19 protein-coding genes and 1 tRNA gene are annotated in these 22106 nt (G+C 33.3%); 10 read left to right on the top strand and 10 right to left on the bottom strand.

The features are described from left to right. Positions 1 to 7: 7 nt before the first annotated feature. A complete protein-coding gene (locus HA143_RS05895) occupies positions 8 to 352 on the bottom strand; it encodes a Villin headpiece domain-containing protein (RefSeq protein WP_245210865.1) in 345 nt (114 codons plus the stop codon). 148 nt (positions 353 to 500) lie between these two features. After that, positions 501 to 1037, bottom strand: coding sequence for a hypothetical protein (locus tag HA143_RS05890; protein WP_209084200.1), 537 nt, complete (start codon positions 1035 to 1037; stop codon positions 501 to 503). A 110-nt stretch (positions 1038 to 1147) separates the two neighbouring features. On the opposite strand from HA143_RS05890, the gene HA143_RS05885 reads away from it, so the two are divergent. Next, the gene (locus HA143_RS05885) at positions 1148 to 2266 is read left to right on the top strand and encodes a histidine kinase (RefSeq protein WP_209084506.1); all 1119 of its coding nucleotides are present in this window, start codon (positions 1148 to 1150) and stop codon (positions 2264 to 2266) included. Between the two features lie 40 nt (positions 2267 to 2306). Beyond that, a tRNA-Glu gene (locus HA143_RS05880) sits at positions 2307 to 2379 on the top strand. 17 nt (positions 2380 to 2396) lie between these two features. On the opposite strand, the gene HA143_RS05875 is transcribed toward HA143_RS05880, so the two are convergent. Beyond that, positions 2397 to 2933: an SRPBCC family protein gene (locus tag HA143_RS05875; protein WP_209084198.1), complete on the bottom strand. Its 537-nt coding sequence runs from the start codon at positions 2931 to 2933 to the stop codon at positions 2397 to 2399. A 181-nt stretch (positions 2934 to 3114) separates the two neighbouring features. On the opposite strand from HA143_RS05875, the gene HA143_RS05870 reads away from it, so the two are divergent. From HA143_RS05870 to HA143_RS05855, 4 genes are all read left to right on the top strand, one after another. Further along, complete coding sequence (locus HA143_RS05870; protein WP_209084196.1) at positions 3115 to 4227, top strand: FAD-binding oxidoreductase; 1113 nt, start codon at positions 3115 to 3117, stop codon at positions 4225 to 4227. A 98-nt stretch (positions 4228 to 4325) separates the two neighbouring features. Further along, complete coding sequence (gene zwf / locus HA143_RS05865) at positions 4326 to 5849, top strand: glucose-6-phosphate dehydrogenase (protein WP_209084194.1); 1524 nt, start codon at positions 4326 to 4328, stop codon at positions 5847 to 5849. 2 nt (positions 5850 to 5851) lie between these two features. Next, positions 5852 to 7153 carry a glucose-6-phosphate dehydrogenase assembly protein OpcA gene (locus tag HA143_RS05860; protein ID WP_209084192.1) on the top strand — a complete coding sequence of 434 codons (1302 nt, stop codon included), beginning with the start codon at positions 5852 to 5854 and terminating at the stop codon, positions 7151 to 7153. 3 nt (positions 7154 to 7156) lie between these two features. Continuing rightward, complete coding sequence (locus HA143_RS05855; RefSeq protein WP_209084190.1) at positions 7157 to 8548, top strand: cobyrinate a,c-diamide synthase; 1392 nt, start codon at positions 7157 to 7159, stop codon at positions 8546 to 8548. Here the strand turns inward: HA143_RS05855 and HA143_RS05850 are convergent. Genes HA143_RS05850 through folD form a run of 3 tightly spaced genes read right to left on the bottom strand, consistent with a single transcriptional unit; the run spans position 8545 to position 10874 of the window. Continuing rightward, complete coding sequence (locus HA143_RS05850) at positions 8545 to 9024, bottom strand: divergent PAP2 family protein (RefSeq protein WP_209084188.1); 480 nt, start codon at positions 9022 to 9024, stop codon at positions 8545 to 8547. The genes HA143_RS05855 and HA143_RS05850 overlap by 4 nt on opposite strands. A 13-nt stretch (positions 9025 to 9037) precedes the next feature. Continuing rightward, positions 9038 to 9940, bottom strand: a complete 903-nt coding sequence (crtE, locus tag HA143_RS05845; protein WP_209084186.1) for a geranylgeranyl diphosphate synthase CrtE — start codon at positions 9938 to 9940, stop codon at positions 9038 to 9040. 37 nt (positions 9941 to 9977) lie between these two features. After that, positions 9978 to 10874 (bottom strand): bifunctional methylenetetrahydrofolate dehydrogenase/methenyltetrahydrofolate cyclohydrolase FolD, encoded by an 897-nt coding sequence (gene folD / locus HA143_RS05840; protein WP_209084183.1) that lies wholly within the window; start codon positions 10872 to 10874, stop codon positions 9978 to 9980. A 74-nt stretch (positions 10875 to 10948) separates the two neighbouring features. Between folD and HA143_RS05835 the strand changes: the two genes are divergently transcribed. Further along, positions 10949 to 12421: an HDIG domain-containing metalloprotein gene (locus tag HA143_RS05835; RefSeq protein WP_209084175.1), complete on the top strand. Its 1473-nt coding sequence runs from the start codon at positions 10949 to 10951 to the stop codon at positions 12419 to 12421. Positions 12422 to 12437: 16 nt separating this feature from the next. On the opposite strand, the gene HA143_RS05830 is transcribed toward HA143_RS05835, so the two are convergent. Further along, positions 12438 to 12830 (bottom strand): hypothetical protein, encoded by a 393-nt coding sequence (locus HA143_RS05830; RefSeq protein ID WP_209084173.1) that lies wholly within the window; start codon positions 12828 to 12830, stop codon positions 12438 to 12440. A gap of 81 nt (positions 12831 to 12911) precedes the next feature. Next, a complete protein-coding gene (locus HA143_RS05825; protein WP_209084165.1) occupies positions 12912 to 14552 on the bottom strand; it encodes a 2-isopropylmalate synthase in 1641 nt (546 codons plus the stop codon). A 227-nt stretch (positions 14553 to 14779) separates the two neighbouring features. Between HA143_RS05825 and HA143_RS05820 the strand changes: the two genes are divergently transcribed. Continuing rightward, positions 14780 to 16363, top strand: coding sequence for a glycoside hydrolase family 57 protein (locus tag HA143_RS05820; protein ID WP_209084164.1), 1584 nt, complete (start codon positions 14780 to 14782; stop codon positions 16361 to 16363). Between the two features lie 6 nt (positions 16364 to 16369). Here HA143_RS05820 and crtL read toward each other — a convergent pair whose 3' ends face one another. Next, positions 16370 to 17581: a lycopene beta cyclase gene (crtL, locus tag HA143_RS05815; protein ID WP_209084162.1), complete on the bottom strand. Its 1212-nt coding sequence runs from the start codon at positions 17579 to 17581 to the stop codon at positions 16370 to 16372. A 23-nt stretch (positions 17582 to 17604) separates the two neighbouring features. Then, positions 17605 to 20202, bottom strand: a complete 2598-nt coding sequence (gene gyrA, locus HA143_RS05810) for a DNA gyrase subunit A (RefSeq protein WP_209084160.1) — start codon at positions 20200 to 20202, stop codon at positions 17605 to 17607. Between the two features lie 179 nt (positions 20203 to 20381). Here gyrA and HA143_RS05805 point away from each other — a divergent pair, with 179 nt between their 5' ends. Beyond that, positions 20382 to 21545: a GuaB3 family IMP dehydrogenase-related protein gene (locus tag HA143_RS05805; RefSeq protein WP_209084503.1), complete on the top strand. Its 1164-nt coding sequence runs from the start codon at positions 20382 to 20384 to the stop codon at positions 21543 to 21545. A 230-nt stretch (positions 21546 to 21775) separates the two neighbouring features. Then, entirely contained in the window at positions 21776 to 22099 is a 324-nt protein-coding gene (gene trxA / locus HA143_RS05800) for a thioredoxin (RefSeq protein WP_011376622.1), read from the top strand. Positions 22100 to 22106: the final 7 nt, after the last annotated feature.

Raw genomic sequence — 22106 nt, 5'->3', positions numbered from 1 at the left:
TTTAAAATTATTTTTTATTTTTTTCAATTATTTCATTTACTTTTTTAGAGACATCTTTGGGAATACTGTTGGGACAATATTGAAGAGCTGTAGTTACAATTTGAAACTCTGCACCTGAAAATAGTTTTTTTCTTTCTAATTTTTTATTTCCTAATTCCTTTATTAATCCTCCATGTTTACCTTCTATTACTTGTACGTAAGTTGCTGTAGCAACACCAACTGCTTTAGAAAATTCAATACCTGCTTTTGATGCAATACAAAGATACGATGCTCCCATTCCTTTATATAAATAGAGATCTTTTTCTGTAGCAGGAACTAATTGCTTTTCTGCTTTAATTTCTCTATTAGACATATTTATCTCAAAAAGAGATAAATATATAAAAATCGGAAGACTTATAAAATTAATAAATTTTTTTGAATACACATTAATTCCCATTAATTAATAACTTTTTATAATTAAGATAACATTTTTAATTTTAAAATTAATTTATGAAAAGGACTTACTTAATAATTTTTATTTCATGATGATTTTCCACTATTTTTAGTTTGTTTTTGTTCCATGAATATATAACTCTAAATCTATAATTATCCGAATCTACTAGTCTTGAATGTTCCAAAATATACCAATCTTTATAAGAAGATTCAAAAATCATTTCGTTTTCATCGACTTGTTTAATATTTGATATTCCTGCAACATTACTTAAATAAAAATTTCCCCTCACAAGTTGGTGACCTTTTAAAAATGCTTGCATTTCTCCTTGTTCCTTATATTGTGGATTTTCCTCAAAAAAATTATATTTTTTTTCTGTATACCATGAGAATTTATAGTGCGACTCCCATTCTGATTTATTTTCAAGAGCTTGTATCTTTATATTCATGCATAAATTATAAGTTTTTTTTGTTTCTTCAAGAAAATATGTTCTTTGAGATTTCCAAAGTCCAATATTTCTCGAGAACCATCTTTTTAAATTACTGTTTAAACTGATTTCCGGAGAATTATTGTCTCCAAAATTTAGTTTTTTCTTATTTAATAGCATCCATTTATAAATAAGTTCTATTTATTTCATAGCTTATCTGTAGAATAAAGATAAATATCTTAATGTGTTTATAAGCATTAACAGCTTTTCAACACTTCATGGGAAATCATTTGAATGATAAACAAGAGCTAAAATTAATACTTGTAGTAGGTAGAAATCAACTTTCTAGTGCTGATATTAAGTCACTAATAGCTTATCTAGAATCAGATGATTGTGAATTTGAGATATCTCTTCAGATTTCTGAGCCTACAGAACAGCCAGAATTACTTGAATTACATAGACTAGTCGCTATTCCTGCTCTTATAAAGGTTTCTCCAGCTCCAAAGCAAATATTTGCTGGAAGTAATATTTTCTCGCAGTTGCAGAAATGGTTGCCAAGGTGGACACAGGAAGGCCTAACAAAAGATCTAGGAATTAATTTGCAACCATCCAGAATTGATTCAATAAGAACTCAAAAAGAATTTCTTTTGGAAGACGAACTTCTTGTTTTAAGACAAGAAAATGAGACATTAACAAAAAGAATAGAATCTCAGGAAAGATTATTAAGAATGGTCGCTCATGAATTAAGAACCCCCTTAACTGCAGCCAATTTGGCTGTTCAAAGTCAAAAACTTGGACAAATAGACATTTCAAAATTGCAAGAAGTAATTAAAAGACGTCTAGAAGAAATTGAACTCTTGTCGCAGGATCTTTTAGAAGTTGGAACAACAAAATGGGAAGCGTTATTTAATCCTCAAAAAATTGATTTAGGCAGTATTAGTGCTGAAGTCATTCTCGAATTAGAAAAATTCTGGAGAATAAGAAATATTGAAATTGATACTGATATTCCATCAGATTTGCCTAGTGTATTCGCAGATCAAAGAAGAATGAGGCAAGTATTTTTAAATTTACTTGAAAATGCTATTAAATTTTCTAAAGACTTTGGAGCTATAAAAATTACAATGATCCACAAGACAAATCAATGGGTGGAAATAACAATTTGTGACAAAGGTGCAGGTATTCCTTTGAACGAACAAAAAAGAATTTTTCTTGATAGAGTAAGGCTTCCACAGACTTCTGAGGGGACTTCAGGATTCGGAATAGGATTATCTGTATGTAGGAGAATAGTAGAAGTCCATGGAGGAAGAATATGGGTTGTATCTGAAGTTGGCGTTGGTTCTTGCTTTCATTTTACTGTTCCTGTGTGGCAAGGACAAAACAAAGAGCAACAATACTTGACGAAAGGCTAGTTTTACTCTTAGTTTTAATAAGCTGTTGAGCTGATTTCTTGGCCCCATCGTCTAGAGGCCTAGGACACCTCCCTTTCACGGAGGCGACAGGGGTTCGAATCCCCTTGGGGCTATTATTTAAAGTTTTAAGCTAATTTATTGAGGATTTTGCTTGTCTATCAACGGCGATCAAGTTTTCGGAAAGATCTTTTTTTAGTCTTTTCTCTATCATTCCTATGGGCATCCATTGACAACCTTGAACAGTAAGATCATAAATTAATGAATTTTTTGAAGTATCTTTAATCTTTTGAATTTTCCAGCTGCCTTCAAATTTTCTGAAATCTCCTTTAATTAAATTGAATTTTAAAAGGCCAAGTTTCTTCTCCTCAAATAAATCTATAGTGACTTCTGCTGAAAATTTCATGCCGAGAAAGTCTTGAGCTCCAATTTGTTTTAAGTGAACATTATTGTCCTTTTGATATATTTTTTTGCTTGACAAGAGATTTGGGATATAGAGATTGAGTCGATCGTAATCTGTTAAAACATTCCATAAAGATTCGAAACTTGCAGAAGTAGTTAGTTGAGCTGCAAGTCTTCTCGTTCCGCCAGAAAGCTTTTCCATCGTTTGCTCAATTGTCCTGTAATCATTTTTTTTAGAATGATCTACTGATTCTTGAGAATTAATCATAAATGAATTTTTTAATTAGATAAAAAATTATTTCTGTGTAACTATACAGATAAAAACAACAAATTCTGAAAAATAAAAATAATTTTTTTTATATATTCCGATCTCAAAACGTAACCATTTTTGTAAAATCACTACAAATTATACTACAAATTGATAATCTTTTATAAAAGAAATCTTAAAAATGTATTCACAAGCAAAAGTAATCGCAGGCGGGTTAGCTCATATACCAGTAGTTATAGCTGTTTTCTATTTTTTACTGACAACTTTTAATAAAAGGGCCTTAAAATTTGTTGACGAAGCAAAAACAAAAAAAACTGAGGCAAAAGTTGTCGAACCCAAAAAGGTGAATGTTTCGAAAGCAGAATCTTCAAAAGTAGAAGCACCAAAAATGGTGAAGAAAAAACATGCAGACGTTCCAGTTAATATTTATAGACCTAAGACACCTTATGAAGGAACTGTAATAGAAAACTATAGTCTTCTTAAAGAAGGGGCAATTGGGAGAGTGAATCACATAACTTTCGACCTTAAAGATAGTGATCCATTTTTAAATTATATTGAAGGTCAAAGTATAGGTATCATGCCCGCAGGGGAAGATGCTAACGGGAAGCCTCATAAACTAAGACTTTACTCAATAGCTAGCACTAGACATGGAGATGATTTTAATGGAAATACAGTTTCCCTTTGTGTTAGACAGCTTCAGTACGAAAAAGATGGAGAGACAATCAATGGTGTTTGTTCCACTTATTTATGCGATATTAAGCCTGGAGATAAAGTAAAAATTACAGGTCCTGTAGGTAAGGAGATGCTCCTTCCAGATGAAGAGGACGCAAACATTATTATGTTGGCTACTGGAACTGGAATTGCACCTATGAGAGCTTATTTAAGAAGAATGTTTGAAGCAAGTGAGAGAGAAAAAAATAAATGGAATTTCAAAGGCAAAGCTTGGTTATTTATGGGGGCTCCAAAATCTTCAAATTTGTTATATGAAGAAGATTTTCAGAGTTATCTTTCTGATTATCCAGATAATTTTAAATATACAAAAGCCATTAGCCGTGAGCAGCAAAATACCAAAGGTGGAAGAATGTATATACAAGATAGAGTTTTAGAATCTGCAAACGAGCTTTTCAATATGATTGAAGATGAGAAGACACATATATATCTTTGTGGGTTAAAGGGTATGGAGCCTGGGATAGATGAAGCTATGACTAAGGCTGCAGAAGAAAAAGGCTTGAACTGGTCAGAATTAAGACCTCAACTAAAAAAAGCAGGAAGATGGCACGTAGAAACTTACTAAATCTTTGAGATTTGAATTTAAGATACTTTTTGGTTTAGACACAATATGTAGCTAATCTTTAAAAAAAAGAGGATTTTAAAAATAAGAATATTAAAAATATGCCTTCAACTTTAAGTAATCCTCTTCGATTAGGTTTACGGCAGGAAAGAGTCATATCTCCTCAAAGCTTGGTAATCTTTGGTGCTAGTGGAGACCTTACTCATAGAAAATTAATACCAGCCTTATTTGAACTCTATTTGCAAAGAAGAATTCCTAGTGAATTTGGAATAGTAGGTTGTGCGAGAAGACCTTGGACTGATAATGAGTTTAGAGAAAAGATGAAAGTAAAGCTTTCCAATCAAATATCTGGTAAAGAGAAGGAATGGGAGCAATTTTCTGATTATCTTTTCTATGAACCCGTTGATTTACAACAAAGTGACCATTTAGTAAGGCTTTCTAAAAGATTAAATGAAATTGATAAAACACAAGCTACTCATGGGAATAGAACATTCTATTTATCAGTATCACCTAATTTCTATGCAAGTGGATGTAAAGCGCTAAAAGCTGCTGGCCTTTTGGATGACCCTAAGAAAAGTCGTTTAGTTATTGAAAAACCTTTTGGGAGAGATTACTCTAGTGCAAAAAAATTGAACAAGATTGTTCAAAGTTGTGCTGAAGAAAGTCAGATTTATAGGATTGATCATTATTTAGGTAAAGAGACAGTTCAAAACATTCTTGTTTTACGGTTTGCTAACACTATTTTTGAACCAATCTGGAACAGAAATTATATATCGAGTGTTCAAATTACTTCATCTGAAACAGTAGGTGTTGAAGATAGAGCAGGTTATTACGAAAGCTCTGGTGCTTTAAGAGATATGCTTCAAAATCATATGACTCAAATGCTTGCTGTTACTGCTATGGAACCTCCTGGTAAATTTGAACCGGAAGCAATAAGAAATGAAAAAGCTAAGGTTCTCCAGGCTTCAAAACTTGCTGACGAAAATGAACCGTGGAATTGTTCCATAAGAGGTCAATATGGAGAGGGAGGAAATATCTCAAACCGACTCAAAGGATATAGGCAGGAAGATGGTGTGCATTGTAATAGCACTACAGAAACTTATATTGCGGCAAAAGTTTTCGTTGATAACTGGCGTTGGCAAGGAGTCCCTTTTTATTTGAGAACAGGAAAAAGACTACCCAAAAGGCTTGGAGAAATAGTCTTGACCTTTAAAGACGTTCCTGTTCATTTATTCGAATCAACAATAATAAATCCTGCCCCAAATCAACTTATTCTTAGAATTCAGCCAAATGAAGGCGCTACTTTTAAATTCGAGGTAAAGTCGCCTGGTTCTGGAATGAAATCCAGACCTGTTGAGATGGAATTTTCTTATGATGAATCATTCGGAGAGCCCTCAGATGAAGGCTATGTAAGATTATTAGCTGATGCAATGCTTTCTGATCCAACCTTATTTACAAGAAGTGATGAAGTAGAGGCCGCTTGGAAACTTTATACACCACTCATAGAATTGATGGATAATTCTCCTTGGAAGTTACCTGTTTATAATTATGAATCTATGACCTGGGGACCTCCTGAGTCTGATCAATTACTTTCAAAAGATAATATTTTCTGGCGCAGACCTTAAAAATGAAACCTCAATTAACACTCCAAACCCCATTAGAGCTTCCTTATCAGGAAATTTCTAATTACCTTAATAAGTTATGGATTTCAGAAGATAAAGATAATACTGGAGCTAATACTTTTACATTAATTGTTTGGCAGCCAGCCTGGCTAGAACAATGTTTAGTTCATGCTGGATTGATAACTGGACCAATTACAGGGAATTTAAGTCCAGAGATAATTGAAGTAGCCAAAAAATTTATCCTTGATGAAGGACTTCCTATCTCTACGTCCCTTAATAGTGAAGAATTGTTGAATTTGTTGAAGGATAATCTATCTAATAAAGACTTTGAAGACTTTAGAGGACAATTTTTTGAATCATCAATAAGTACATTAAATCCAAGGAGATTAATAACTTTAGCACCAACGTTAAATAAAAATTCAGATATCCAAACTTTTGTATCCGCTTACTGTCCATTAAGTGATAGTCAGTCTTTGCAACCTATATGTGGGGATTTAGTTGTTATTAAGGGGGATTCTGCCTCAATAACCCATAAAGGATTAAAAATAATTGATGAATTATCTATTAATGAATTACCTTCTTGGTTGTGGTGGAATGGAAGCTTGAATGAATCGCCTGAAATTTTTGAATACTTTACTAATAATGGTCTAAGGTTAATAATTGATACTGCTCTTGGATCGCCTAGCCGATGTTTAAAAGTTTTAGAGCAATTAAAGAAATCAAATAAACCTATTAATGATTTAAATTGGGTTAGGTTGAAAAATTGGAGGGAATCATTGGCGATGATTTTTGATCCGCCATCGAGGAGACCAATTTTAGAACATATTACTGATATTGATATTGATATCGCAGGAGATCATATGATTCAAGCTTTGTTTTTGATCTCATGGATTAGTGATAAACTTGGTTGGTCTTTTTTAAGAGTTGAAAGGGATAAAGATTCAACAAAAATAGAATTTGAAAGAATTAATGGCGAAAAAATTTCTACATCTATTAATCCTTTACCTTTGGGTAATCCAAGTATTCATTTAGGACAAGTTATTGGATTGAGGTTGATTTCAAAAATTAGTGATGTTCAAAAAAATAACACTTGTGTAATACTTGGATGTGAGTCAGTGGAATGTATGAGACTTGAAGCAGGGGGAATGGCTAATATGGAATTAATAGAACAAGTTGTTCCAAATTCTTTTTCTTCATCAGAGTATGATGTTAGTAAATTATTGGGAAGTAGTAGAGGTAATACAAGTCCTCTTTTTGAGAATGCTATTAAAATAGCCCTTGAAATATTTAATGGTTTTAATAACTAATAAATGCCTTGTGTAATATCTTCTCCTTCAACTGATAGTGGGAAAACTACTTTATCGCTTTTGATATCTTGTTGGGCTTTTTCAAAAGGTATAAAGATACAAACTTTCAAGGTTGGCCCAGATTATCTTGATCAACAACAACTTAGTTCAATTGGCCAACCTATTTGTAGGAATTTAGATGTTTTTTTAAACGGTGAAGAATGGGTTAAAGAAAGTTTTTTTAAACATTCTTTAAAATATGAATTCTCATTAATTGAAGGAGCAATGGGCCTATTTGATGGATTAGGTTCAACAACTTATTCAAGCACAGCAAATGTAGCTAAACTTCTCAATGTCCCAGTAATTTTTATTGTTAATGCTAGAGGTCAAGTCGCTTCTCTATTAGCGACTGTTCGAGGTTTCAGAGAGTTCGATAGTGAGTTGTTGATAGCAGGAATTATATTTAACAACGTTAATTCAGATAGACATAAAAAATTAATCAAACAAGTTTTTAAAAATGAAAATATCGAAATTCTTGGTTTTTTACCTACAGATTCGAAAATAACTTTAAACAAAGCTAATTTAGGTTTGATATCTCCATTTGATAATGGCAAGGCAATTGATGTTGAATATTTTGCAAGCTTCGCCGAAAGAAATCTTGATGTATTTTCTCTAACTAAATTTCTAATATCTCCTCAAAAGAAAATATTTAATTCTGTTAGTTTTGAAGATTTTAAAATAGACAAAAATAAACCTATCGCAATTGCAGAAGATAAAATCTTTCATTTTCAATATCCTGAAACTAAGGAGTTTTTAAATGAAATAGGAATACCTTTGATATCATGGAGCATTTATGATGATGAAGAAATACCTGATGAGGCTTGTTCTTTAATAATTCCTGGGGGCTTCCCTGAAAAATATGCAGATCATATAAGTAAATCTAGAAAAAGTTTAAATTCGTTAAGGAAATTCCGCAAAAATCGATTTATATATGCTGAGTGCGGAGGGATGATGATTTTAGGAGACTTCATAAAAGATGAAAATGGTAATAATTATAAAATGAGTGGTATCCTACCTTTTAGATCAAAAAAAAGTAAACTTTCAGTAGGTTATAGATACATTAAGGGTTTAAAAGATACTCCGATCATTAAACAAAATCAATTAATTAGAGGACATGAATTTCATTATTGGGAAATTGAAAATAATTTATATGAATTTGATTTAAGAAAAGATGGGCATCAGAATAAACTCTCTTCCCCATGGAAAATTAAATCTTGGGAAACTGAATACAAAAATGAAGGCGTTTTTGATAATAAATTACATGCAAGTTGGATTCACTTACATTTTCCAAGTTCTCTAGAAGTAGCAAAGAACTTGATAGATGCAACCCAAACTGATTATTCAAAGGATTCTTAATTTATTATCAAATCAAATATCTTAAGAGGGGATCCTAAAAAAAACATTCCAGGTAAAGTAATTAATGGTCCTAAAAAACTACCCACCATAACCTCAATTTTTGTATGGCCGAGGGTTTCTTTTAAAAGGACTTCAGATTGAGAGTCTAGTTTCTTTGATATTTTATTGATTTCTGCAGCTTGAATGCCAGCTGCTTTTCGAACACCACTAGCGTCATACATAACTATGAGTGCTAAAGCAACAGCTAATGCGAATATAGAGCTATCAAATCCTAATTCATAACCTATACCAGATGTCGCACCAGTTATTAAGGCGGAATGACTTGAAGGCATACCACCTGTCTCGAACATGATTCCAAATCTTATCTCTCCAGTTGAAAAGAAATTGAATACAATTTTAAAAAATTGAGCTAGTAAACAGGATAATAAACTCCAGAAAAGAACTGAATTATTAAAAAAGGCAAAAAACTCAGACATAACTTAAAACTATTTATCGGTCTCTATTTGTAATAAAGTCAGCTAGGGATATTAAATACTTTGCATCTGAACCCCAAGGTTCAATTGCTTTTTTTGCTTTTTCTACTAAATCAAATGCCCTTTTCTTTGACTCCTCCATTCCAAGTAATTTAGGGTATGTAGTTTTGTCAGCCAAAAGATCTTTACCTGCAGTTTTACCGAGCTTTTCACTGCTTGAAGTTAAATCAAGAATATCATCTATAATTTGAAAAGCTAATCCAATTCCCTCAGCATATGTTGTCAAAGCTTGTAATAGGTTTTCGTTAGCGCCTGCAATCATCGCGCCTGTTCTGACGCAAGCTTTTAATAAAGCACCAGTCTTGTGAAGATGAATATACTCTAGGGTTTCAAGGTCAACTTCTTTGCCTTCGCATTCTAAATCAACAACTTGTCCTCCTACTAAACCCGGTGCCCCTGCAACCAAGGAAAGTTCACCGATTACTTTTAATAATCTAGTTGGATCAACTCCTGGACTTCTTAAAGAGACCATTTCAAAGGCTCTAGTTAATAAAGCATCTCCTGCGAGAATAGCTATTGCATCTCCATACACTTTATGATTTGTTGGCCTACCTCTCCTTAAGTCATCATTGTCCATAGCGGGCAAATCATCATGAATCAAGGACATTGTGTGAATCATTTCTATCGCTACAGCGGTAGGAACAGCAAGAGAAGGTTCTCCTCCAGCCAGTGAACAAGAGGCTAAACATAAAATTGGACGTATTCTTTTACCACCAGCTAAAAGAGAATATCTCATTGACTCTCTAAGTATTTCTGGATTCTCGGGGCCTAGGGATAAATCAAGTGCTTCTTCTACAACTTTTTTTGCATTTTCTAGATATTTTTCAAAATCTGAAATGTTATTTATAAAGTCAGTCATTTTATACCTTTAAAAATAATTTTTTTCATCTTAGAATTTATGGCAAAAGATCATTTAGGGTTGATGATAAACCAAATTGTTTTTGCCAGCTAAAAATAGTATTTACTAGTAACATTGTTACGGTCATTGGTCCAACACCTCCTGGAACAGGTGTGTAAGCAAATACTTTAGAAATGACATCTTCTAATAATACATCGCCACATAATCTGGTTTTGTTTTTATCAGAACTTTTTAATCTATGTATCCCAACATCAATAATCACTGAACCCTCTTTTACAAAACTAGAATCTATAAGATTAGGTTTCCCCGCAGCAGCAATTAGTATGTCAGCTTCCTTACAGACTTTATTTAAATTTAATGTTTTTGAATGAGTCATTGTTACCGTCCCATTAAGGTTTAACAACATAAGCGATAAGGGTTTCCCGACTAGTAAACTTCTTCCAATAACAACAATTTTCTTCCCTTCAATTGTAATATTTTGGGATCTTAATAAATTAATAATTCCTGCTGGTGTACATGATCTCATCGCAGGCTCATTTTTAACTAATTTGCCGATGTTTATCTCATTTAATCCATCTACATCTTTGCTTGGATTGATATGACTTATCAGTCGTTGCTCATCAAACTTCTTTGGTATGGGGAGTTGTAGCAACATTCCATCAATATCCCTGTCAAAGTTTAGTTTGTTTATTAATTGTTCAACTTCTTTTTGCTCTACATTATCTTTTAGATGAAAAATAAAGCTCTTTATCCCAACCCTTGAACATGCTTTTTCCTTGTTATTAACGTAAACACCACTGGCGGGGTCTTCACCTATTCTTATTACAGCTAAACCAGGAGCTCTATTAGCAATTTTTTTATTACTAGAAATATAGTTATTTAATCTTTCCTCAATTTCAAGAGATAATTTTTTACCGTCTAATTTTAATGACATTTAGAAACACATCTCCTTTTTACACCTAGCATGCCTATAATTTTAAATTAATCAAATAGATTTATTTATATTCTGTGAAAAACATCACAACTACCTTAAAAAAATTGTTTTATCTTTGGAGGAGGAGTCAAGTTCCAATAAAACAACCAACTAGAATTTCAAAAATTGATAATCTTATAATTTTCTTAATATGCATTTTAATTTCAATAATTTCTTCTTATAAATTACTTCTTATTTTGCCTTTAAATATCTCAGATATTTTTTCTTGGCTTTTGACCTTTACTGAAACACTTATTTGTTCATGGATTTTGATATTAGTTTCAAAAAAAGAGAATCCTACAATTTCTTCAAGACAGATTTTTCTTCTCATAACCTTTCTTTTAGCTGTGCAAGCTTCGAAATTAACCTTGGCTTCAACCATAAGTCCATTATCTATTATAATCCCACCTGCGTTAATAATATCTCAAGGAATGGGAAGTATAACTGCTTTATCTTGGGTATCAATAGCGAGCATCAGTTGGCCTGACTCATCAGTTGCTATTAATAACAAATTATTTTTTATTTTATTAGTTTGCGCTTCTGTAGTATCTCTCCTTGGAGGAAGAATAAGAAGTAGAGCTCAGTTACTTCAACTATCAATTTTTGTTCCAATTGGATCGTTCTTGAGTCAATGGATATTGATAGGTAAAGATAAAATATCTCTTATTAATAAAGAAGAATTTGTTTTTGCTAAAGGCGATATATTTTCAGATTCCTTGTTATTAGCAATAGTAATGCTTTTTACTATTCTATTTATTCCTATTTTTGAATCGATATTTGGACTATTAACTAAAGCAAGATTACTGGAATTAGCAGATAAAGAGAAACCTCTAATTAGAAGATTGTCACTTGAAGCTCCTGGTACTTTTGAACATACCTTACTTATATGTGGTTTAGCAGAGGAAGCAACAAGAATGATTGGTGGTGATATTGATCTAATTAAAACTGGCGCGTTGTATCATGATGTTGGTAAATTACATGCCCCTAATTGGTTTATTGAAAATCAGGATGGTTCAAGAAATCCACATGACGAAATAGATGATCCTATGAGAAGTGCAGAGGTACTACAGGCGCATGTTGATGAAGGTTTAAAGTATGCAAGAAAAAATAGACTACCTAAACCAATAGCAAATTTTATCCCAGAACATCAAGGCACTCTGAAAATGGGATATTTTTTTCACAAGGCTAAAGAAAAAAATATCAAGATTAATGAAAATGATTTTAGATACAATGGTCCTGTGCCTCAGTCAAAAGAAACAGCTATTTTAATGCTTGCTGATGGATGTGAAGCAGCCCTAAGAGCTATGAATATAAATGCATCTGATAAAGAAGCTTTGGAAATAATATCTAAAATTATCTACTCACGTCAAAAAGATGGCCAATTAGATGATAGTAATTTATCGAAGGGCGAAATTTTTTTAATTAAAAGGGCTTTCTTGAATGTCTGGAAAAGAATTAGACATAGAAGAATTCAGTATCCAACTAGCAAAAATAATACTTTTTCTTGATTTTCTTTTAAATAATTTATAGTCTAATACTTCTTCGATGTTTTGGATTACACCAATATAAAAGAGCTAATGAGCTTATTAATGTTGTTAAAAGAGTAAACCCACCAATTCCAAAAATGTCTTGAAGAGTTATTAGCCTCACTACCGAATAAGGCCCCATACCGGAAATTGCCATTGATAGGGATACTAGAGTTAAAGTTACTCCCCATTTCCTCTCTGCTAAAAGAGCTGCTGAAGAAACTATTCCTACTATGGCAGCAGGCCAACCAAGGCTTATGGCAAGAGTTATATTTGCGACTTTTAGTGGAGGTCCAAAACTTATTATTAATGCGATTATTGGAAGTGCAATTATGTTGCTGATTAACCCAACCCATGAAAGTGCCCAGTATCCAAAAACCCTTTCTCTCATTATTTACTACATTAACTATTAAATTAATCTACAGTATTATGTAACTCTTTTTCAGCCTACTTAATAATCCTAATAAATAATTTAATTTAAATGATCGGATATAAATGTATTTTCAGGATTTTCTAAATTATCAAATTGTGGGTGGATTGAATTTTTTTTCTCGGAAAATACAAGCCTATTTAAAGCATTAATGTATGCATTCGCAGCTGCAACAACTACATCGGTATCAGCAGAATGACCAGAATATATCTTATTATCCCTTCTTATTCTTATTGTCACTTCGCCCAAAGCATCAATACCCTCAGTCACGGACTTTACAGAAAATTCAATCAATTCGTTAGGAACATTAGCTAACTTATTTAATGCCACGCATACAGCGTCAACAGGTCCAGTCCCTATTGCTACAGCTGTATCTTCTGTATTGTCTGCGGTGTTTAGAAGTGTGATGGTGGCTGTTGGTTTAGATGCGTTACCGCAACTTACTTGAACTAAACTTAATTGAAATTTAGCTTCTGGAAGCTGTACTTGTTCACTCACAATTGCTTCTAAATCTCTATCAGTAATTTCTCTTTTCCTATCAGCTAAATCCTTAAAACGAGCAAAAGCATCATTTAAGTCTTCCCTGCTCAAGTCATATCCCATTTCTTCTAATCTTGCTCTTACAGCGCTTCTTCCACTAAGTTTCCCTAAAGATATTTTGTTGTCACTTAAGCCAACAGTTTTTGCATCGATAATTTCGTAAGTTAGTCTATTTTTTAAGACTCCATCCTGATGAATGCCTGACTCATGGGCAAAAGCGTTGGCTCCTACAATTGCTTTATTTGGTTGAACAGTCATTCCAGTTAGATTGGAAACGAGCCTAGAAGTTTTTGTTATCTCTTCTGTTCTAATAGCAGTAAGAGGAGTTGGTGAATCTGGATTTCTTTTGAAAAAACTATTAAAAAAACTTTTTCTAACATGCAGAGCCATTACTAATTCTTCAAGTGAGGCATTCCCCGCTCTTTCGCCAATTCCATTAATCGTACATTCTAGTTGCCTTGCTCCATTTTTTACTGCCTCTAGAAAATTGGCAACTGCTAAACCTAAATCATTATGACCATGAACGGAGATTACTGCCTCATCAACATTTGGAACATTTTTATTTATATCAGCAATTAATTTGCCAAATTCGCTAGGAGTTGTAAATCCAACAGTATCAGGGATATTTATTGTTGTAGCTCCAGCAGAAATTGCTAGTTGAATCACTTCGTATAAAAAGTCAGGATCACTTCTTGAGGCGTCTTCACAAGAAAACTCAATATCATCTACCAATGATTTTGCATAATTAACCATTTCTGGAACTATGTGAAGAACATCTTTTCTTGATTTTTTAAGTTTATGTTTAAGATGAATATCACTTGTTGCAATAAAAGTATGTATTCTTTTTTTTGGAGCAGCACTTACTGCTTCATAACATGCTTTTATATCCCCTTTGGAGGCCCTAGCTAAACCGCATATTACAGGACCATTCTCTTTCCCTACAACGTTGGCAATTTTATTAACAGCTTTAAAATCTCCGGGACTTGCAAAAGGGAATCCAGCCTCAATAACATCTACTCCTAATCTTGCTAATTGATGGGCGATAGCAAGCTTTTCTTCAAGATTTAAACTAGCACCAGGAGATTGCTCTCCATCTCGAAGAGTTGTATCAAAGATCAAAATTCTTCCAGGATCTTTGGACATTAGGCAACATTAATTAATCTTATATTAAGCTAATTAAAAAAAATTGACTAGATTTTTTTTCAATAAAAACTTGGATTAAGATTATAACTTAACAATATTGGTTAAACTTTTGAAAAAAAAAACAAAATACTTTATTTATTAAAGTATTCTTTTAGAATTAAGGCTTCCTTTTTATAAAAGGTTAATTTTGATTTTTTATAGAATTACATGCATAAGTAATAAAAAATATGAATGGGCAATACCCAAAAAAGAATTTTTTAGGTCAATTAGCGATAGTTTTACATGCTCATCTTCCTTATGTCAGAAAAAATGAAAAAAACTCTTTAGAAGAAGATTGGTTGTTTCAGGCGATTTTAGAATGCTACATTCCACTACTTCAAGTAATAGAATCTTCCAAAATAGAAAATCCTTTAAGTACAAAACTTACAATTAGTTTATCTCCAACATTGTTATCACTTCTTGATAATAAACAATTAAAAGAAACTTTCCCAAGTTGGATTAAAACAAGGATTGATTTCTTAAACGAGCTACCACAGAAAGAAAAAAATGCCTCTGCATTTTTAATGAAGAATCTCAATGATAAATACTTTTATTGGCAAGAATGTTCTGGAAATTTAATTGAGAAGTTTAAACTTTTAAATAAATCTGGAAATTTAGATATTCTTACTTGTGCCGCTACACATGGATATTTGCCAATCCTGAGAGAGAATCCTGAAACGGTTAAAGGACAAATTAATACAGCCATTAGGAGCCATGAAAATATTTTTGGAATTAAGCCTTTAGGTATTTGGTTGCCTGAATGTGCATATTATGAAAATTTAGATGAAATACTATTTAATTCTGGGATTAGATACGCAATCTTAGATGGTCATGGGATTCTAAATGCTACTCCAAGGCCTAGATATGGTGTTTATGCTCCAATCTGCTCTAAAAAAGGAGTTGCTTTCTTCGGAAGAGATAGTGAGTCGACCTTACCAGTTTGGTCTGCTAAGGATGGCTTCCCAGGTAATGGAGTTTATAGAGAATTTCATAAAGATTTGGGGTGGGAATTACCTCTCTCTAATCTCCAGAAGAAGGGTATTTCAAGTGAAAGGCCTTTGGGATTAAAATACTATAAAATTACAAATGAAAAAGCAACACTAGGGGATAAGGAGTTTTACTTAGAAAATGAAGCCATAAAAAAGGCAGAGGAACATGCCAATGAGTATCTTCTTGAAAGATCCAAACAATTAAAAAAATTAACTTTATCTTCTTCCTTCATACCATTATTGGTGGCTCCATTTGATGCTGAGTTGTTTGGACATTGGTGGTATGAGGGACCTCTTTTTATTTACAATATTTTAAAGAACTCTAGTAAATATTCAATTAAGCTGACAAATTTAAAAGAATTTTTAACTCAAAAGCCAAATCTTCAGATTTGTAATCCATCACCATCAAGCTGGGGACAAGGTGGTTACCATAATTACTGGATTAATGATGCAAATGCATGGATCGTTCCAGAGATCACAAAAGCAGGATCAGCATTTGTTGATTTATGTTCTCAAAAATCTAATAATGATTTATCTATAAGACTTTTCAATCAGGCAGCGAGAGAATTACTTCTCTCTGAGTCCTCTGATTGGAGTTTTATCCTACGAGCTGGAACTACCACTGAGCTTGCAAAAGAGAGGATAAAAAGACACTTATCTAGGTTCTGGAAATTAGTTGAAATGATTAAAAATCATTCCAAGATTAATTGGAAATTCCTACAAGATATTGAGGATGAAGATAAAGTTTTCCCCGATATAAATATTGATGATTGGCGAAAATAAAAAATACTAATTTAAATTAAGCATTCCAAGCTTTACTTTTAAAGGTGAATTTATAAACATCTTACACATGACATAAATTAGTTTTGGAAGAGGAAGTGTATTCGTTAGAAAACCTACCCATTCTTTGGTAGATAGCCTAAAGAAATTTGAGAAAAAGCTTCTTAGTCTACTTTCGTCAAAACTCATTAATCTTTGGAGACCATATCGGTAAAGTTTATGCCTTTGTGTTAATTCGTAAGGCCATAGGACGTTCCAACCTTTTGTTGCTAGCTCTAGAGAGCTTAGATGTGGTTCTTTTAAAAAGATTGCTAATTTTTCTGCTAGTAGTGGAGCCCTTCTTAATAAAGATCCGATCATATATCCTGATGCTGGATGCACCATACTTGCTGCCCCTCCAAAACCAAGTACAAATTGTTTTTTGAATGGAAGAGGTAAATTCATTGGAAATAGACAATTCTCTTCATGAAAAATTGCACTTACCTTAATACCCTTACTATTCAGCCTCTTGAAAAGTCGTTTTTTAAGAGCTTCTTGCGATAATGCTGGATAACTGGCTAATGAAGTTTCTTCTACAAAAAAAGTTTCATCTCCTAAATCCATTGCATAAAGAAATGAAGGAGAGTATAACTTTTCTTCTTTATTTAAATGATTTGGACGAAAATCCATTAAAACAAACTGTTCATTATTAACAGGTGGCGAAGAGAATTTTCCCACAATTCCATATGCAGCTTGCTGAGCAATTTCATTTTGAACGGGCCTTTTTACAAAATTACTTTTATGCCCACTTGCATCAATAACTAACCTTGCTTTTATTGTTAGACCTGAAAAACAAATCACTTCGGATAGGTTGTTTTTCTCCGTAATATCTTTAGCCGTTTCGTTCAACCATTCAATACCCTTGCATTTTTTTAGCAATTCATTTTGAAAGGCTTCTTGATTTATTAAACCATAATCGTAATTATGTTTTGTTGGGAGATTCCCCTTTTTATTTTCACCATTTCCAAAAAAACTAACTGTCTTACACCATCGGTGAGATAACAAAGTCTCTAACCCTAATTCTTCTAATTCAGAGGCCCATATCCCATATGTATTCTCCCATTTTTCATTTGGAGATTTTGTTGATATTCCCTTTATATTTAGATCCTGCTTAGCTAATTCAGAAGCTAAACATAATGCTGCAGGACCGGAACCTAAAATTAAAATATCAAGAACTTTCATATTATTTATTTATCATTCGACATTTAATTTTCTTCCCCTGAGCTAAGTTGATCTGTTCCCTCTATTTGTTCATGAGGAACTAAAACAACTTCTGATAAATGATCACCTTCATCCAATCTTTGTAATTTTACTCCAGTAGCAGCTCTAGATTGCTGAGAAATTTTATCTGCGTTTGTTCTTACGATTACACCTTTTTCGGTCACAAAAAGTAATTCTTCTCCTTCTCCTAGGACCTTCAAACACACTAGTACATCATCTTTAATTCTGAATTTTATCGCTCTCAAACCCATCCCTGCTCTTTTTTGTAGTCTAAACTGAGTTACGGGTACTCTCTTTCCTAGTCCAAATGCACTGGCTATTAATACCCAGGGACCATCTGAAGAGTTGACCTCGAGATTAACTTCAATTTCTTTATTAGATTCATCAATTTTAGCTAATTGATCAACCAAATCAGATGTTAAAACATCCATGGAAACTAGATTGTCTCCCTCTCTCAGGTTCATTGATTTAACCCCTCTTGCGGTCCTGCCAAGTGGCCTTAATTCATTTATATCTAGTCTGAAATGAATCGCCATTCCTGTTCTTGATCCAATCAAAACACTATCGCCCTCTTTTGATAATCTGACCCACATTAGAGCATCTCCATTTTCAAGATTAATTGCTATTAATCCATTTGATCGGATTTTTGAGAAAGCAGAAAGTGAAGTTCTTTTTATAAAGCCGGCCTTTGTTAGCATTAGTAAATAAGAATCGTTATGAAAAGAATCTACAGCAACAATTGAAGTTATTTTTTCTTCTCTTGGGATTGGGAGAAGTTGAACTGATGGAGTACCTTTTGCTGTTCTGCTACTCATAGGAACTCTATATGCTGGGAGAGCATAAGCTACTCCTCTATCACTGAAAAGCAAAAGAGTATCATGATCATTACAGCTTATAAATAATTTCACGTCATCATCTTCTTGGGTCTTTGTGCCAGCTTTACCCCTTGACCCACGACTGGTAGATTCAAACTCATTAACAGGCATCCTTTTTAAATAACCTGCTTCAGTTAATAGAACCACTGATCTCTCATTGGCTATAAGATCAATATCATCTAGCCCACCACCTAAATCTAATATTTCTGTTTTTCTGGGAGAAGCGAATCTTTCATTGATTTTATTAAGTTCTTCAAGAATAATTTCAAGAATTTTTTCTTTACTATTTAATATTTGCTGATATTGGTTGATTTTTTGTGTTAACTCATCATGTTCTGCTTTAATTTTATCTGCCTCAAGAGCTGTTAATCTTCTTAATTGCATTTGTAAAATTGCATCTGCCTGTGTGGAAGATAATTCATGATCCGTTTGTAATTTTTCTCGAGCTGAAACAGTATCTTTTGCTGATCTTATTAGAGAGATAATTTCATCCATTGAATCTAAGGCTAATAAAAGACCCTTTACAATGTGATCTCTTTCTTCTGCTTTTTTTAATAAAAATCCTGTTCTTCTCCTTATTGTTTCTACCCTAAAATCTAGAAACACATCTAACATTTTCCTAAGAGAAAGAGTTGTGGGCTCTCCTTTAACTAAAGCTAGAATATTTGCACTAAAGTTATTTTGTAGAGGTGTTAACTTAAATAAATTATTTAAAACTACTTGTGGATAGGCATCTCTTTTTAACTCAATAACAATTCTCATCCCATCTCGATCACTTTCATCTCTAATATCAGAAATACCTTCTAATCTTTTTTCATTAACCATATCTGCAATTCTCTCTATCAAGGCCGCTTTATTAGTTTGAAAAGGTAGTTCCGTAATTATAACGGCATCTTTTTCTGCTCTACCAGCAGACTTAATTTGCTCAATATTTGCTACACCTCTCATCGTTATTGAACCTCTTCCTGTTTTGAAGGTTTCTCTAATACCATCTTTTCCTAAGATTTGACCTCCAGTGGGAAAATCAGGACCCTTAATTAGTTCAAAAAGTTCTCTATCTTCAACCGAAGGGTTTTTAATTATAGATTTGAGACCATTGATTAATTCTCCTAAGTTATGGGGTGGAATATTAGTTGCCATTCCTACTGCTATTCCAGATGATCCATTTAAAAGTAGTTGAGGGATTCTTGCAGGTAAAACTGTTGGCTCTTGTTGAGAGCCGTCAAAGTTATCAGCGAAATCTACTGTTTCAGATTCAATATCCTCTAGTAAACTTTCATCTGTGAGAGATTGCAGACGAGATTCTGTATATCTCATTGCTGCTGGCGGGTCGTTATCTACAGAGCCAAAGTTTCCATGACCATCTATAAGTGGCATCCGCATTGAAAAATCCTGTGCCATTCTAACCAAAGCATCATAGACAGCAGTGTCACCATGAGGGTGGTATTTCCCAAGTACTTCTCCAACAACCCTTGCACATTTTCTATAAGGTCTACCGCTAGTTAAACCCAGTTCATACATCGCATAAAGAATTCTTCTATGAACAGGCTTTAATCCATCCCGTGCATCTGGGAGGGCACGACCAACTATAACGCTCATTGCATACTCTAGATAAGAGCGAGACATCTCATTTCTTAAGTCGGTCTGAATAATTCGATCGTTATCTTCGCTTAATCCAGAATTGTCGGAATCTACAATATCAGACATACAAAAAACCTTTTTTTAATAATAATCGTTGATTGTCATAATGAAATAAAAAAAAGATATATTTAATTCTCAAATACTCACATTTACACACAAATTAAAAAAAAACCTGTTGTTTTTGAATAAACCTTGGCTTATTACCCCTTTAGTTGTTAATTTAATCAGAATAAATGAAAAATTCCGTGAATATTGAACTTGGTTTAAACAAAAAAGTCAGAAGGGCTTATGGCATTGATGAAATAGCTTTAGTTCCGGGCAAAAAAACGCTTGATTATGATTTAACTGACACTTCCTGGTCCATAGGTAATTTAAAGAGAGAAGTCCCAATTGTAGCTAGTGCAATGGATAGTGTTGTTGATGTTAATACAGCTGTAGAACTTACCAAATTAGGTGCCTTAGGGGTAATTAATATGGAGGGCATACAAACAAGATATAAAAACCCTGATGAAATATTTAATCAAATAGCATCTGTCGGGAAAAATGATTTTGTTCCATTAATGCAGAACATATACAGTGAACCCGTAAAGGAGGAATTGATTTTACAGAGAATAAATGAGGTTAAAGAAAGAGGAGGCATAGCTGCATTTAGTGGAACTCCTCAAGCTGCTATTAAATTTAAAGAAACACTTAATAATTCCAAAATAGATATATTCTTCCTTCAAGGAACAGTCGTGTCAACAGAGCACCTTGGTATGGAAGGTAAGGAAACCTTAAATATCAAAAATCTCTGCCAATCTATGAATGTCCCAGTTGTAGCTGGTAATTGTGTAACATACGAAGTTGCCAAACTTCTTATGGAGGCTGGAGTCGCAGGATTAATGGTTGGAATTGGTCCTGGGGCAGCATGTACTTCAAGAGGTGTATTGGGGATTGGAATTCCTCAAGCTACTGCAATAGCTGATTGTAGTTCAGCTAGAGATGATTATTATAAAGAAAATGGCCGTTATATCCCTATTATTGGTGATGGAGGAATTGTTACAGGCGGAGATATTTGTAAATGCTTAGCATGTGGAGCAGATGCTGTAATGATTGGTTCGCCAATTGCTAAATCCTCAAATGCTCCAGGTAAAGGATTTCACTGGGGTATGGCTACTCCAAGTCCAATCTTGCCTAGAGGGACAAGAATTGAAGTTGGCTCTACAGGATCTTTAGAAAGGATAATTAGAGGCCCTGCCTTGCTTGATGACGGTACACATAATTTATTAGGGGCAATTAGAACATCAATGAGCACTCTTGGAGCTAAAAACATCAAAGAAATGCAAGAGGTTGAAATAGTTATTGCACCATCTCTTCTAACAGAGGGTAAGGTTTATCAAAAAGCTCAACAGCTTGGAATGGGTAAATAATTTGTCATGAAGCAAATTAGAACTCCTTAGTTATTTTTCATTTAAATTGAACAAATTTCGCATTAGGAGTTATTATTAAAAAATGGGGGAAACCCCATACTCCTCACACACTAAATAGCCCGATTAATCGGGCTTTTTTTGATATTTTGTTACTTATATTATTTTATCTGTAATGAAATCATCACTTAAAAGAATAGCCTGCTAAATTTTCAAAAAGGAATATTTAAATTATGTCATCAGCTCCAGCCGTAACTGATTCTTCATTTGACAAGGATGTACTGCAAAGTGATCTACCAGTATTGGTTGATTTTTGGGCGCCATGGTGCGGTCCATGTAGGATGGTTGCACCAGTGGTAGAAGAAATCTCTAAAGACTTTGAAGGGAAAATTAAAGTTTTTAAATTAAACACAGATGAGAATCCAAATGTTGCGAGTCAATATGGAATTAGAAGTATTCCAACATTAATGATCTTTAAAGGAGGTCAAAAGGTAGATACTGTGGTTGGAGCTGTACCAAAAGCAACTCTTTCGAGCACTTTAACTAAGCATCTATAAAAAAGAG

It is taken from the genome of Prochlorococcus marinus CUG1415, assembly GCF_017696015.1.
Classification (GTDB): domain Bacteria; phylum Cyanobacteriota; class Cyanobacteriia; order PCC-6307; family Cyanobiaceae; genus Prochlorococcus_A; species Prochlorococcus_A marinus_AE.
The sequence above is the reverse complement of the archived record's forward strand: the minus strand, read 5'-3'. Positions and strand labels throughout refer to the sequence as shown.

Coding starts and splice junctions, on each gene's coding strand:
- HA143_RS05850 (WP_209084188.1), bottom strand. CDS start 9,024: ATGTCTGAGTTTTTTGCCTTTTTTAATAATTCAGTTCTTTTCTGGAGT.
- trxA (WP_011376622.1), top strand. CDS start 21,776: ATGTCATCAGCTCCAGCCGTAACTGATTCTTCATTTGACAAGGATGTA.
- crtL (WP_209084162.1), bottom strand. CDS start 17,581: ATGAAAGTTCTTGATATTTTAATTTTAGGTTCCGGTCCTGCAGCATTA.
- folD (WP_209084183.1), bottom strand. CDS start 10,874: ATGTCATTAAAATTAGACGGTAAAAAATTATCTCTTGAAATTGAGGAA.
- HA143_RS05870 (WP_209084196.1), top strand. CDS start 3,115: ATGTATTCACAAGCAAAAGTAATCGCAGGCGGGTTAGCTCATATACCA.
- HA143_RS05820 (WP_209084164.1), top strand. CDS start 14,780: ATGAATGGGCAATACCCAAAAAAGAATTTTTTAGGTCAATTAGCGATA.
- HA143_RS05875 (WP_209084198.1), bottom strand. CDS start 2,933: ATGATTAATTCTCAAGAATCAGTAGATCATTCTAAAAAAAATGATTAC.
- HA143_RS05855 (WP_209084190.1), top strand. CDS start 7,157: ATGCCTTGTGTAATATCTTCTCCTTCAACTGATAGTGGGAAAACTACT.
- zwf (WP_209084194.1), top strand. CDS start 4,326: ATGCCTTCAACTTTAAGTAATCCTCTTCGATTAGGTTTACGGCAGGAA.
- HA143_RS05890 (WP_209084200.1), bottom strand. CDS start 1,037: ATGCTATTAAATAAGAAAAAACTAAATTTTGGAGACAATAATTCTCCG.
- HA143_RS05860 (WP_209084192.1), top strand. CDS start 5,852: ATGAAACCTCAATTAACACTCCAAACCCCATTAGAGCTTCCTTATCAG.
- gyrA (WP_209084160.1), bottom strand. CDS start 20,202: ATGTCTGATATTGTAGATTCCGACAATTCTGGATTAAGCGAAGATAAC.
- HA143_RS05830 (WP_209084173.1), bottom strand. CDS start 12,830: ATGAGAGAAAGGGTTTTTGGATACTGGGCACTTTCATGGGTTGGGTTA.
- HA143_RS05895 (WP_245210865.1), bottom strand. CDS start 352: ATGTCTAATAGAGAAATTAAAGCAGAAAAGCAATTAGTTCCTGCTACA.
- crtE (WP_209084186.1), bottom strand. CDS start 9,940: ATGACTGACTTTATAAATAACATTTCAGATTTTGAAAAATATCTAGAA.
- HA143_RS05825 (WP_209084165.1), bottom strand. CDS start 14,552: ATGTCCAAAGATCCTGGAAGAATTTTGATCTTTGATACAACTCTTCGA.